Annotated in this window: 12 protein-coding genes; 9 read left to right on the plus strand and 3 right to left on the minus strand. The window is 69.7% G+C overall.

Annotated elements, in window-relative coordinates:
* The first annotated feature begins 23 nt into the window (after positions 1-23).
* From ACYBSK_RS10730 to ACYBSK_RS10750, 5 genes are read left to right on the plus strand one after another with little or no spacing between them, the layout of a single operon-like run.
* Complete coding sequence (locus ACYBSK_RS10730) at positions 24-1,697, plus strand: ATP-binding protein (protein ID WP_457476669.1); 1,674 nt, start codon at positions 24-26, stop codon at positions 1,695-1,697.
* On the plus strand, positions 1,694-2,101 hold the full coding sequence (locus ACYBSK_RS10735; RefSeq protein ID WP_457476670.1) for a roadblock/LC7 domain-containing protein: 408 nt from the start codon (positions 1,694-1,696) through the stop codon (positions 2,099-2,101). The genes ACYBSK_RS10730 and ACYBSK_RS10735 overlap by 4 nt, the downstream gene beginning before the upstream one ends.
* A complete protein-coding gene (locus tag ACYBSK_RS10740) occupies positions 2,098-2,505 on the plus strand; it encodes a DUF742 domain-containing protein (RefSeq protein ID WP_457476671.1) in 408 nt (135 codons plus the stop codon). The genes ACYBSK_RS10735 and ACYBSK_RS10740 overlap by 4 nt, the downstream gene beginning before the upstream one ends.
* Positions 2,486-3,133, plus strand: coding sequence for a GTP-binding protein (locus tag ACYBSK_RS10745; RefSeq protein ID WP_457476672.1), 648 nt, complete (start codon positions 2,486-2,488; stop codon positions 3,131-3,133). Before ACYBSK_RS10740 ends, ACYBSK_RS10745 begins: the two co-directional genes overlap by 20 nt.
* Before the next feature lie 55 nt (positions 3,134-3,188).
* The gene (locus ACYBSK_RS10750) at positions 3,189-4,745 is read left to right on the plus strand and encodes a cytochrome P450 (protein ID WP_460245906.1); all 1,557 of its coding nucleotides are present in this window, start codon (positions 3,189-3,191) and stop codon (positions 4,743-4,745) included.
* 9 nt (positions 4,746-4,754) lie between these two features.
* On the opposite strand, the gene ACYBSK_RS10755 is transcribed toward ACYBSK_RS10750, so the two are convergent.
* The 3 genes from ACYBSK_RS10755 to ACYBSK_RS10765 form a co-directional block, all read right to left on the minus strand.
* Positions 4,755-5,711, minus strand: a complete 957-nt coding sequence (locus tag ACYBSK_RS10755; protein WP_457476674.1) for a pseudouridine synthase — start codon at positions 5,709-5,711, stop codon at positions 4,755-4,757.
* Positions 5,712-6,018: 307 nt separating this feature from the next.
* Positions 6,019-6,852 carry a siderophore-interacting protein gene (locus tag ACYBSK_RS10760; RefSeq protein WP_457476675.1) on the minus strand — a complete coding sequence of 278 codons (834 nt, stop codon included), beginning with the start codon at positions 6,850-6,852 and terminating at the stop codon, positions 6,019-6,021.
* Positions 6,853-6,903: 51 nt separating this feature from the next.
* Positions 6,904-7,812, minus strand: a complete 909-nt coding sequence (locus ACYBSK_RS10765) for a 5'-3' exonuclease (protein ID WP_460246999.1) — start codon at positions 7,810-7,812, stop codon at positions 6,904-6,906.
* A gap of 292 nt (positions 7,813-8,104) precedes the next feature.
* Here ACYBSK_RS10765 and ACYBSK_RS10770 point away from each other — a divergent pair, with 292 nt between their 5' ends.
* From ACYBSK_RS10770 to ACYBSK_RS10785, 4 genes are all read left to right on the plus strand, one after another.
* On the plus strand, positions 8,105-9,247 hold the full coding sequence (locus ACYBSK_RS10770; protein ID WP_460245907.1) for a quaternary amine ABC transporter ATP-binding protein: 1,143 nt from the start codon (positions 8,105-8,107) through the stop codon (positions 9,245-9,247).
* Positions 9,240-11,852 (plus strand): ABC transporter permease/substrate binding protein, encoded by a 2,613-nt coding sequence (locus ACYBSK_RS10775; RefSeq protein WP_460245908.1) that lies wholly within the window; start codon positions 9,240-9,242, stop codon positions 11,850-11,852. The genes ACYBSK_RS10770 and ACYBSK_RS10775 overlap by 8 nt, the downstream gene beginning before the upstream one ends.
* A gap of 248 nt (positions 11,853-12,100) precedes the next feature.
* Positions 12,101-12,682 carry a helix-turn-helix domain-containing protein gene (locus ACYBSK_RS10780; protein WP_457476678.1) on the plus strand — a complete coding sequence of 194 codons (582 nt, stop codon included), beginning with the start codon at positions 12,101-12,103 and terminating at the stop codon, positions 12,680-12,682.
* A gap of 11 nt (positions 12,683-12,693) precedes the next feature.
* The gene (locus ACYBSK_RS10785; RefSeq protein ID WP_460245909.1) at positions 12,694-13,413 is read left to right on the plus strand and encodes a helical backbone metal receptor; all 720 of its coding nucleotides are present in this window, start codon (positions 12,694-12,696) and stop codon (positions 13,411-13,413) included.
* Positions 13,414-13,430 lie beyond the last annotated feature (17 nt).

Raw genomic sequence — 13,430 nt, forward strand, 5'->3', positions numbered from 1 at the left:
ACCCGACCGTTCAGAGGGCATACATGGTGAGTGTTCAATCGCCTCCCGGTGGCCGAGAAGTCCCCTATCTGCGCGTGCTGTTGCTGCCCGCCATGGTCATGGCGGCCGCCACCGGAGCGGCCGCCGCCCTGGTCGCGGAGCCCGCCCGGCTCGCGGTCTCCCTGTGCGGCGCGTTCGGCGCGCTCCTCGTGCTGGCCGTCTCCGCCGAGGCGGTCCGCCGCGGCCGCGTGAACCGGGCGCAGCGCGCGCACTACACGCAGCGCGTGGCCGAGCTGGAAGCGCACATCGCCGCCCAGGAACACCGGACCATGAGGGTGGCCAGGGACGTCTTCCCGCAGGCCATGTACCGGATGCACTGCGGCGACCGGCCCTACGACGCCGTCCGCAACACCTGCGACGGCGAGCCCGCGTTCCACGATGTCACCGCGGGTGAGCGCGAGTTGATGACCGCGGCGCTCAAGGCGGTCGACACCGAGATCACGATGCGGGACGCCGCGCAGCGCGCGTTCGTCTCCGTCGCCCGCCGCGTCCAGGCCATCGTGCACAAGCAGGCCGAGGAACTCCGCGAGATGGAGGAGGACCACGGCCGCAACCCCGAGGTCTTCGACGACCTGCTGCGCATCGACCACGGCACGGCCCTGATCGGCCGGCTCGCCGACTCCGTCACCGTCCTCGGCGGCGCTCGCCCGGGACGCCAGTGGCCCAAGCCCGTCAAGCTCTACAGCGTGCTGCGCGGCGCCATGTCGCGCATCCTCGAATACCCGCGCATCGACCTGCACGCCATCTGCGACGTCGCCATCAGGGGCGTCTCCGTCGAGCCCGTCATCCACGCCTGCGCCGAACTCCTCGACAACGCCACCCGCTACTCGCCGCCGACCACCCGCGTGCACGTCACCGCGGTCGAGGTGCAGACCGGTGTCGCCATCGAGATCGAGGACGGCGGCGTCAGCCTCAGCGAGGAACAGCGCCGCAAGACCGAGCGCATGCTGGAGCGGGCTCAGTCCGGCTACGACCTCAACGACCTCGGCGAGAGCCCGCGTCTCGGCCTCGCGATCGTCGGCCGGCTGTGCGCGATGTACAAGATGCAGATCTCGCTGCGCCAGTCCGCGTACGGCGGCGTCCGCGCGGTCCTCGTCGTGCCGCGCGACATGATGAGCACCCAGCCCGCCCCCGGCCTCGCCCACGGCATCGGCGCCACCGCCGTGCCCCGCGTCGACCACAACGGCGTACCGGTCAAGGAAGAGCCGCGGCTGAAGAAGACGCGCCGCCCCACCACGGGCCCGCGCCCCTCCGCCCCGCTGGTCGCGATGGAGGACGACGTTCCCGTGGTCACGGAATGGCGGGCCAACGGCCTGCCCCAGCGGCGCAGGAAGTACGACACGAAGGTCATCGAGGACCAGATCATCGTGACGCCCCGCAACCCGGACCTCTCGATGCCGCCGCCCGCGGCGGGTCCCGCTCCGGCTGCGTACGGAGCACCGGCCCCCGGATCGCCCGGGGAGCCCGACCAGCACAGCGGGCCGGACATGCCCGAACCCGGTCTGTGGGTCGAGGCGTTCATGAACGGACTGAAGCCCGAGGGGGGCCAGGCCGAGGGGGCCGGTGCGGTGGGGGAGACCGCCCACGGCCCGGAGGGGTCGGCCAAGCCGCATGACGACGCCTACAACCAGCAGGTCGACGAGGGAGACCATCAGTGATCCAGCAACGTGCCAATTTCGACTGGATGCTCAAGGAGCTTGCCGAATGCGTGCACAACGTCAAGCAGGTGGTGGTGCTCTCCTCCGACGGCCTGCGCATCGCCCGCTACGGGGGTGACCCCGACGCCGCCGACCGGATCGCCGCGGCCTGCGCGGGACTCCAGTCGCTGGCCTCCGCCGTCGCCACGGAGATCCCGGAGAGCAGCGGCCAGATGAACATGGTCATCATCGAGGTCGACGGAGGCTTCTTCTATCTGATGGCCGCGGGCAAGGGCGCCTACCTCGCCGTGCTCGCCGACCAGTTCGTCGACGCGGGCCTCGTCAGCCACCAGATGCGCGATCTCGTCATCCGGATCGGCGCCCATCTGACGAGCCCGCCCCGGCACAACGGCCAGACCGTATGACGCACCGCCCACCCGAACCCCCGTTCAGGGAGCCCCCGCCCCAACGCGAGCGCCGGGCGCAGCAGGGCGACGGCAAGCCCGACCCCGAGCGCCTCTACGTGATCACGGGAGGAACCGAAGGCAGCGACCGCGCGCCCCTCGATCTGGTGACCCTGATCGTGGCGCGCGGCGAACCGCCGCCCTCGGCGCCCCCCGAGCAGGCCGCCGTCATACGCCTGTGCAGGACGCCCCTGTCGACGGCTGAGATCTCGGCCTACCTCCAACTGCCGTTCAGCGTGGTCACCGTGCTGCTCGGCGAACTCCTCGCGGCCGAACTCGTGCAGGCACGCGCGCCGGTGATCCGAGGCGCGGTCGCGGACCGTTCCCTTCTCGAAGCGGTGATGCATGGACTACAGAAGCTCTGACAGCGCGGCCGGGACCGACACCGCGACGAGCCTGCACATTCCCGGCCCACGGGCCGAGGAGCGGATGCCCGACACGGTGTCCTCGGCCGTCAAGATCGTCATCGTGGGCGGCTTCGGCGTCGGCAAGACCACCATGGTCGGCTCCGTCAGCGAGATCCGCCCGCTCACCACCGAAGAGACGATGACGCAGGCGGGCATCGGCGTCGACGACAACTACGGCTCGGAGACCAAGACCGCCACCACCGTGGCCATGGACTTCGGCCGCATCGGCATCACCGAGGAACTCGTCCTGTACCTCTTCGGCACGCCGGGGCAGGAGCGGTTCTGGTTCCTGTGGAACGGCCTGTTCGAAGGCGCGCTCGGCGCCGTGGTGCTCGTCGACACACGCCGCCTCGAAGTCAGCTTCGACGTCATAGGACGCCTCGAAGAGCGCGGAGTGCCGTTCGTCATCGCCAACAACACCTTCCCCGACGGGCCGCGCTACCCCACCGAGGAACTGCGCTCGGCCCTCGACCTGGACCCGCACGTCCCCATCGTCGACTGCGACGTGCGGCGCAGGGCGTCGAGCCGCGAGGTGCTGCTCACGCTGATGCGGTTCCTGCACGAGATGGCGCTGCACCACGCCTGACGTGCGCTCGCACACCCCACCAACGTCCGTTGACCACACCGACCGGAGCGTTCCCGTGACGTCACCCTTCCAGCCCTCTGAGTCACCCGCCGGACACGACGCCTTCGGAGACCCCTCGCTCGCGCCACCGCCCGGCTGCCCCGCGCACGACGCCCTCGGCCCCGGCGGACTGCGCCGGCTGTACGGCCCCGAGGCCGAGGCGGACATCGCCGGCGTGTACGAGAAGCTGCGCGCCGAGCACGGCCAGGTCGCCCCGGTGCTGATCCACGACGACGTGCGCATGTGGGCGGTGCTCGGACACAGCGAGAACCTGCACATGGTGACCTCCACCAGCCTGTTCAACCGCGACGCCCGCAACTGGAACGAGCTGCTGAACGGCAACGTCAAGCCGAAGCATCCGCTCGCCCCGGTCTTCTCCTGGCAGCCCATCACCTCCTTCAACGAGGGTGAGGCGCACCGGCGGCTGCGCGACGCGGTCGACAGCGCCGTGGAGACGATCAACCATCGCGATCTGCGCCGTTCCATCAACAGGGCCACCCAGGAGATCATCAACCGGTTCTCCGAGCGCGGCCACTGCGAGGTCGTCAGGGAGTTCGCCGAGCATCTGCCGATGATGGTGATGCTGGACATCATCGGTGCCCCCGACGCCTACAGCGAACGTTTCGTGCAGGCGGCCCGCGACATGATCAAGGGCACGGAAACGGCCATCGCCAGCAACGAGTTCATCATGGGCGTCCTGATGGAACTCACCCGGCGCCGCAGGAACGACCCCCGCGAAGACCTCACCAGTCACCTCCTCACCCACCCCGCGGCCCTCACCGACGACGAGGTGGGCGGACATCTGCGGCTCATCCTGATCGCCGCGTACGAGGCGACGGCCAACCTCATCGCCAACGTGCTGCGCGTCGTGCTCACCGACCCGCGCTTCCGCGCGCGGCTCAACGGCGGGCAGATGACGGTGCCGGAGGCGGTCGAGCAGTCGCTGTGGGACGAGCCCCCCTTCAGCGCGATGTGCGGCTACTTCGCCAAGACGGACACCGAGCTCGGCGGGCAGCACATCAGGGCGGGCGACGGACTGCTCTTCGGCATCCAGCCGGGCAACGCGTGCCCGGTCATCCGGCCCGAGCCTGGCGCCCACATGCAGGGCAACCGCTCGCACCTGGCGTTCGGCGGCGGGCCGCACGAGTGCCCGGGGCAGGACATCGGCCGTGCCGTCGCCGAGATCGGTGTCGACGCGTTCCTGATGCGGCTTCCCGACGCGGAACTCTCCGTGTCCGAGGCGGAGTTGAGCTGGACCTCGACGATCCTGTCGCGGCATCTCGTGGCGCTGCCCGTCGAGTTCACGCCGCGTCCGCAGCAGGATGTCACCTCGCTGCCGAGCATCGGGGGGCAGCGGGTTCCCGAATGGAAGGTCTCGGCGGGGTCCGTTGCGGCGCCGCTGGCCGCGGCTGCGGCGGGGCGGCCTGCTGCGCCCGCGCCCGCGCCTGCGTCTGCGCCCGCTTCTGTGCCTGTGCCTTCCGCGGTGCCGGGTCCGGCCTCGGCTCCCGAGCCGGCGGCTCCGGTGCGGCTCGGACGCTGGCAGCGGTTCCTGCGCTGGTGGCGCGGTGAGTGAACCGGTCCGTCAGGCCGGGCCCTCGGCCCACTGCTCGTACGAGGACCAGGCCGCGAGTTCCCTTCGGCTCACGAAGCGGTGCTCGCGGCCGGTCACCGGATCCCTGAACTCCAGGGTGCGGGCGAGGAGTTGGAGGGGGCGGCGGAAATCGTCCGGCCGGGCCGCGTCGAGGACGGCCGGGTAGAGCGGGTCGCCGAGGATCGGCAGGCCCAAGCGGTTCATGTGGACGCGCAGTTGGTGGGTGCGGCCGGTGTGAGGGGTGAGGCGGTACAGGCCCAGGTCCCGCTTGTGGTCGGCCAGTTCGACGTGGCTGACGGCGTTCGGCTCGGCGTCCGGGACCTCGTACGCAGCGAGCCGTCCGCGTTCCTTCTCGATGTGGCTGCGTACGGTGACGGGGAGCGACACGTCCGGGGTGTACGCGGCGACCGCCTCGTACGCCTTCGTGACCTGGCGCTCGCTGAACAGGGTCTGGTACCGGCCGCGTTCCTCCGGGCGGACCACGAACAGGACGAGGCCGGCGGTGAGGCGGTCCAGGCGGTGGGCGGGGCTCAGCCGTTCGAGGTTCAGGTCGCGGCGGAGGCGGGCGAGGGCCGTTTCGGTGATGTGGCTGCCGCGGGGGGTGGTGGCGAGGAAGTGCGGCTTGTCCGCGACCACGATGTGCTCGTCCTGGTGGACGACCTCGATGGGGTACGGGACGGGGGGTTCCGGGGCGAGGTCGCGGTGGAACCACACGTGGGTGTGGGGGGTGTACGGGGTCTCGCGGGTGATCGGGGTGCCGTCGGCCGTGACGATCGCCTGTTGCGTGATCATGCGGTCGATGGTGGTGGGTGGGGCGGTGAGGCGGGCGACGAGGTGGTCCCGGATGGTGGGCCAGTGGGTTTCGGCCGGGAGGCGTACGTGGACGGGGTCGATGCCGGAGCGTTGGGGGAGGGGGGCGGGGGGTGGGGTGGGGCGCTTTCGTCTCACGGGGGGTCACAGTACGGGGTGGTGTTTTGCGGGGGGTTGTGTCACCGGTACCGTGCCCTCGCTCACGGGGCTCTGCCCCGGACCCCGCTCCTCAATCGCCGGAGGGGCTTCAAGGGATCGGGGTTCCGTCCCCGGGTCGGCTGCTCAAGCGTCGCAGGGGCTTCAAGGAAGCGGGGCTCCGCCCCGGACCCCGCTCCTCAAGCGCCGGAGGGGCTGGAGTGGCGCCCCAGCGGCTGAAAGATCCGGGCTCCGCCCCGGACCCCGCTGCTCAAGCGCCGCAGGGGCTTGAAAGGGGGGAGCCCCCGGGTTACGCCTCTTGTTCGGCTTCGACTTGGGCGTTCCAGTCGCGCTTGGAGGCTTGCCAGCCGTCTTCGTTGTGGCCGAGGCGCCAGTAGCCGGAGATGGAGAGGTCCTCGCGGGGGATCTGGCGGTCGATGCGCAGGTGGCGGCGGAGTTCCTTGACGAAGCCGGCCTCGCCGTGGACGAACGCGTGGACCCGGCCCTCGGGGAAGTCGAGGCCGGTGACCGCGGCGATCAGCGCCTGGCCGACCGGGCGGCCCGCGCGGTGCAGATAGGTGACGTCCACCGGGGAGTCGATCTTCTGCTCCTCCTCGGGCCCCTCCACCTCGACGAAGACGTGCGCCCGCGTCCCCTCGGGCAGCGCCTCCAGCGAGGCGGCGATCGCCGGCAGGGCGCTCTCGTCACCGGCGATGAGGTGCCAGTCGGCCGAGGTGTCCGGGTGGTAGGCGCCGCCGGGGCCCATCAGGCGGATGGTCTCGCCGCCCCGGGCCGCCGCCGCCCAAGGGCCGGCCAGGCCCTCGTCGCCGTGCACCACGAAGTCGATGGTGAGCTCCAGCGCGGTCGGGTCCCACGCGCGCACCGTGTACGTGCGCGTCACGGGCCACTGGTCGCGGGGCAGTTCCTCGCGGATCCGCGCCATGTCGAACGGCTCGTCGTAGGTCACCCCGGCCGGCGGGAAGAGCAACTTCACGTAGTGGTCGGTGTGTTCGAGCTCCTGCGGGAAGTCCGCGAGACCTTCCCCGCCGAGCACCACCCGTCGCATGTGGGGCGTGATGCTCTCGGCGCGCACGACCTGCGCGGAGCGAGCCTTGCGGGGCGGGCGTGCGGGGCGCTCGGCCATGGGGCGGTCTCCCTCGATCCACTATTAGTTAGGTATACCTAAGCTAACACCTCATTCTGAGAGCGTGGTGAGGAGGCGCTGCAAAGAACCTCCCAAGCCCCAGCGGGCCGCCAGCTCCTCGAGCGCCGCGGGGTCCCGCGGCTCCCGCGGCAGCGCCGTGTCCACCGCGGGCAGCGGTACGTCGCCCGCGACGCGCACCACCGTCGGCGCCACCGCCAGGTACGGGCGCGCCTCGTCGAGCCGCTTGCGCTGCGTCGGCGTCAGCTTGGACTTCGGGTCGTCGACGGCCGCCATGATCCCGGCCAGGTCCCCGTACTGCGCGAGCAGCTTCGCCGCGGTCTTCTCGCCGACGCCCGGTACGCCCGGCAGTCCGTCGCTCGGGTCGCCGCGCAGCAGCGCCATGTCCGCGTAACCGGCCCCGTCCACCCCGTACTTCTCGCGGAGCAGGTCCTCGTCCGTCACCTGGAGGGTGCCGACCCCCTTGAGCGGGTACAGGACGCGGCGCCCCAGCTTGTCGTCGACCAGCTGGAACAGGTCGCGGTCGCCGGTCACGATGTCGACCGGGTCCTCGGCCCGCCCCGTGAACGTGCCGATCACGTCGTCCGCCTCGTAGCCCGCCACGCCCACGCGCGCGATGCCCAGCGCGTCGAGCACGGCCTCGATGACCGGGACCTGCGGGGAGAGGGTGTCCGGGATCTCCTCCTCGTCCGGCGTCCCGGCCGCCGTCTCCTCGGCGACGCGGTGCGCCTTGTACGAGGGGATGAGGTCGACGCGCCACTGGGGGCGCCAGTCCGCGTCCATGCAGGCCACCAGGTGGGTGGGGCGGTGGTCGTGGACGAGGCGGGTGATGAACTCGAGCAGGCCGCGCACCGCGTTCACCGGCGTGCCGTCCGGGGCCTTCACCGAGTCCGGCACTCCGAAGTAGGCGCGGAAGTACAGGGATGCGGTGTCGAGCAGCATCAGGCGGCGCTCCGCCGATCCTGCCGTGGATGTCGTCTGGGTCACGTTCGCATCATGCCGCACCCCACTGACAGTCACCGGCTGTGATGATGCGAACAGTGTGAGTGAAGTGCTGTGAACTGGGTAACTCCTTCGTTTGATTCACATAAACGAGGGCAGGCGCCGTCTCGGAGCGGAGCCGGTCCGTACTTCAACTATTGAAGGGACGGCCGGTCAAGCGGAAGGATCCGCGACGCTCTACGGCCCGCCGGCGGGGGAGGCGGGCCGTCTTGGTTCGACCCGAGAGGTGTATGTGTCCAGGCTTGAAGCCGAGCACCTGTACAAGGTGTTCGGCAGACGACCCGATGAGGCTGTGGAGAAGCTCCGCAGTGGCGCGGACCGTGAGGATCTGCGTGCCGAGGGAACCACCGCCGCTGTGATCGATGCGTCGTTCACGGTCGAGTCCGGCCAGATCTTCGTCGTCATGGGTCTGTCGGGTTCCGGCAAGTCCACGCTTCTGCGGATGCTGAACGGGCTGTTGGAGCCGACCGCGGGGCATGTGCGTTTCGACGGGCAGGATCTGACGGCGCTGGCTCCCAAGGAGCTGCGGCAGGTTCGTTCGCACAAGATCAGCATGGTGTTCCAGCATTTCGCGCTGTTTCCGCACCGGTCGGTGATGGAGAACGCGGCGTACGGCCTGGAGGTTCAGGGCGTGGCGCGTGCGGAGCGTGAGGAGCGGGCGGTGGAGGCGCTGCGTCTGGCGGGTCTGGAGGGGTGGGAGAAGTCCTTCCCGGACGAGCTGTCGGGCGGTATGCAGCAGCGTGTGGGGCTGGCGCGGGCGCTGGCCACGGATGCGGATCTGTTGTTGATGGACGAGTCGTTCAGTGCGCTGGACCCGTTGATCCGGCGGGACATGCAGGATCAGTTGCTGGAGCTGCAGAAGACGCTGAAGAAGACGATCGTGTTCATCACGCACGATCTGAACGAGGCGATGCGGCTGGGTGACAACATCGCGGTGATGCGTGATGGGCGGATCGTGCAGATCGGTTCGGCCGAGGACATTCTGGTGACGCCGGCCAATGATTACGTGGCGTCGTTCACGCAGGACGTGGACCGTTCCCGGGTGTTGAGTGCGCGGGCGATCATGGCGGAGCCGGAGGCGGGTTACGACCTGGCGGCGGCGCCGGCGAAGGTGCATCAGGACGCGCCGATCGTGGATCTGTTCACGCCGTGCTCGACGAGTGGGATACCCGTGGCCGTCGTCGACGACGAGGGCGCTTTGCAGGGTGTGGTGCCGCGTGAGCGGTTGCTGGCCGTGCTCGGCGAACCCATGAAGACCGTCGAGGACGGTACGGACGGTGCGGCCGCGAGCCCCACCGAGGACAAGAACGACGCCGTCCCGTCGCCGCGTGGCGAAGGCGACGAGTCGGCGGAGAAGGTGAACGCCGGTGCCTAGGATTCCCTTCGGTGACTGGGTCAACGATGTGGTCGACTGGATGCTCGACCACATGGCCTGGCTCTTCGACTTCTTCGAGAGCGTCTTCAGCGGTGTCTACGACGGCATCACGAACGTCCTGACGGCCCCCGAGCCGCTGATCCTCGCCGGCATCTTCGCCGTCATCGCGTTCTGGCTGCGCGGCACACTCGGCGCGGTCCTCACCTTCATCGGGTTCTGGTTCATCCAGAACCTCGAACTGTGGACCAAGGCGATGGAGACCCTGTCTCTCGTCCTGGTCTCCACACTCATCGCGTTGATCATCGGTGTGCCGCTGGGTATCTGGGCGGCCCGCTCCAACCGGATCAGCAATCTGTTCAGGCCGGTCCTCGACCTGATGCAGACGCTGCCGGCGATGGTCTACCTGATCCCCGCGATCCTGTTCTTCGGCTCGGGCGCCCCCGCCGGTATCGTCGCGACGCTGATCTTCGCGGTGCCGCCGGGTGTGCGCATGACCGAGCTGGGCATCCGCCAGGTCGACAAGGAACTGGTCGAGGCGGCCGAGGCGTTCGGTACGACGCCGCGCAACACCCTCTTCCGCGTGCAGCTGCCGCTGGCCCTGCCGACGATCATGGCGGGTGTCAACCAGGTCATCATGCTGGGCCTGTCCATGGCCGCCATCGCGGGCATGGTCGGCACCGGCGGTCTCGGTGGCGCGGTCAACGAGGCCATCGGCCAGCTCAACGTCGGCCTCGGCGCCGAGTCCGGCATCTCGATCGTGATCCTGGCGATCTACCTGGACCGCATGACCAGCTCGCTGGGCCAGCAGGTCTCCCCGCTGGGCCGCCGTGCGCTGAACAAGCTGCGGGTCACGCAGGGTCTGAAGATCTGGTCCTACCGTCCCCGTCCGGCCGTCGCCGTCGTCGGTGTCGTCGTCCTCGCGCTCGTCGCGGGCGGCATGGGCATGTTCGGCCAGAGCAGCGGCGGCGCCGCTCCGACCGCCTCCTCCACCAACGTGGGCCAGGGCAAGAAGATCTCCATCGGCTACATCCCCTGGGACGAGGGCGTCGCCTCCACGTTCCTGTGGAAGGAGATCCTGGAGCAGCGCGGTTTCCAGGTCGAGACCAAGCAGTTCGACGCCGGACCGCTCTACACCTCGCTCTCCCAGGGCTCCGTCGACTTCCAGACCGACTCGTGGCTGCCGGTCACGCACGCCGAGTACTGGAAGAAGTACGGCAAGGACCTGGAGGACCTCGGTTCCTGGTACGGGCCCACCTCCCTCGAACTCGCGGTGCCTTCGTACATGAAGGACATCACGTCGATGGAGGACCTGAAGGGTCAGGCCGACAAGTTCGGCGGCAAGATCACCGGCATCGAGGCGAGCGCCGGCGAGATGGCCCTGCTCAAGAGCAAGGTCCTCAAGGAGTACGGCCTCGACAAGGAGTACAAGGTCGTCGACAGCTCCACGCCGGCGATGCTGGCCGAGCTGAAGCGCGCGTACGCCAAGAAGGAACCGATCGTCACCACGCTGTGGTCGCCGCACTGGGCGTACAACGACTACAAGCTGACGAAGCTCAAGGACCCGAAGGGTGCCTGGGGCAAGGGTGACGGCATCCACTCGCTGGCCCGCAAGGGCTTCGGCAAGGACTTCCCCGAGGTCAACAAGTGGGTCAAGGACTTCAAGCTGACCGAGAAGCAGCTCACCAGCCTTGAGGCCGAGATCAACAAGGCCGGCAAGGGCAAGCAGCAGGACGCCGTCAAGACGTGGCTCAAGCAGAACCCGGGCCTCGTCGACAAGCTGGCCCCCGTGAAGAAGCAGTCGACCCCGGCCGAGGCCAAGCGCCCGGTGAACGTCGCCTGGTTCCCCTGGGACGAGGACATCGCCGTCACGTACCTCTGGAAGAACGTTCTGGAGAAGCGCGGCTACAAGCTGAACCTCAAGCAGATGGACGTGGGCCCGGTCTACACCGGCCTCGCCAGCGGTGACCTCGACGTCAACTTCGACGCCTGGCTGCCGCACGCCCAGTCCAACTACTGGAACAAGCACAAGGACAACCTCGCCGACCTGGGCAGCTGGTACAGCCCGACCTCCCTTGAGGTCTCCGTCCCGTCCTACGTGAAGGGCGTCAAGTCCTACGAGGACCTGAAGGGCAAGTCCAAGCTCTTCGACGGGAAGATCATCGGCATCGAGGCCGGTACCGGCGAGATGAACCTCCTGAAGAAGGACGTCCTGCCGGCCTACGGCCTGGACAAGGAGTACAAGGTCGTCGACGGCTCCACGCCGGCGATGCTGGCGCAGCTGAAGCGCGCGTACGCCAAGAAGGAGCCGATCGCGGTCGTGCTCTGGTCGCCGCACTGGGCGTACAACGACTACAAGCTGACCAAGCTCAAGGACTCGAAGAAGGCCTGGGGTCCGGGCGACAAGATCCGCACGATCGCCCACAAGGACTTCCCCAACAAGTACCCGCAGCTCACGAAGTGGTTCAAGAACTTCAAGCTGAGCGAGGACGAGCTGGCGAGCCTGGAGTCCGAGATCACGAAGCAGGGCCAGGGTCACGAGGAGGACGCGGTCGCCACGTGGCTCAAGACGCACCAGGACGTCGAGAAGCGGATGACTGCTTCCTGACCCGCTGACGTCGCACCGGCCGTGAGGGGCGGGCTCCCGAGAGGGGGCCCGCCCCTCACGCGTGCGCCGGAGCGCCGGGTTCACCCTGGCGGTCCACCGGCGCGCCTGGTATGCCTGTTCCTCTCCCGCGAGGGCGCGCGGGCCCGATCGTGACCCACCGCTTTCTCTCGCTCACATGAAACAGCGGGACGAAACTGCGTAGGGTGCATTCAAACGAACAGGGCAATCGGCGGAAGGGAGCGCGGGCCATGGACGAACACAAGGAATCACTGCGCGTGGGCGCGGCCGTCCGACGGCGCCGCCGCTCCCTCGAACTGACCCTGTCGGCGGTCGCCGAGCGCAGTGGCCTGTCGGTGCCGTTCCTCAGCCAGGTGGAGAACGAGCGGGCGCGGCCCAGCCGCCGCTCCCTGGAGAAGGTGGCCGACGCGCTCGGCACCACCGCCGTCGAGCTGCTCGCCGCCGCCGACCCGGCCCGCACCGTGGATCTCGTGCGGGCGGACGACGGCGACGTCGAGGAGGCCGTCGACGGGGCGGACTTCGTCGTACGGTCCCTGGTCCGCGGCCACCACCAGATGCACGCCCAGGAGTTCGTCGGCGACCACGACCCGGGCCGCGAGTTCCAGCTGCGCAACGACGTGTTGATGCATGTCACCGAGGGCGCCGTCGAGGTCGAGGCGGAGGGCCGCGCCCACCACCTGGTCCGCGGCGACACCCTGTATCTGACCGGTGGTGTGCGGCACCGCTGGCGGGCGACCGTGCCGGACGCGCGGGTGCTCGTGGTGGCGGTCGCCGAGCACATCGACGCGGTCGACGAGCCGGGCCCGAAGTAGGCCCCGCTACCGTGCGCGTCGTCTCGCTCGTGCCGTCCCTCACGGAGGCGGTCGCCGTGACACTGCCCGGCGTGCTGGTCGGCGTCACCGACTGGTGCACCCACCCCGAGGGCCTGGACGCGGCCCGGATCGGCGGCACCAAGAACCCCGACGTCCGCGCGGTCGTCGCGCTGCGCCCGGACCTCGTCGTGGCCAACGAGGAGGAGAACCGGGCGGCGGACCTGGCCGAGCTGCGCGCCTGCGGCATCGAGGTCCTGGTCACCGAGGTACGTGAACTGCCGGACGCCATACGGGAATTGGACCGGGTGCTGCGCGCCTGCGGGGCGACGGCGCGGCCCGGGTGGCTGGACGCCGCGGAGGCCGCCTGGGCCGAACTCCCGGCACCGGAGGGCCGGTTGCGGGCCGCCGTGCCGATCTGGCGGCGTCCGTGGATGGTGCTCGGCCGCGACACCTTCGCGGGGGATCTGCTGGCGCGGCTCGGCGTGGACAACGTCTACGCGGGGCACGCCGAACGCTATCCGCGCGTCCCGCTCGACGAACTGCGGGCCGCAGGGATCGACCTGGTGGTACTGCCCGACGAGCCGTACCGTTTCACCCGCGACGACGGCCCCGAGGCCTTCGAGACGCCCGCGGCCCTGGTCAGCGGGCGCCATCTCACCTGGTACGGCCCGTCGTTGGCGACCGCGCCGCGCGTCCTGGGGGAGGCGTTGCGGCGGGGCGCGGGGGCATAGTGCGGGCGGGGGAGCGG

It is taken from the genome of Streptomyces sp. BYX5S, assembly GCF_054724165.1.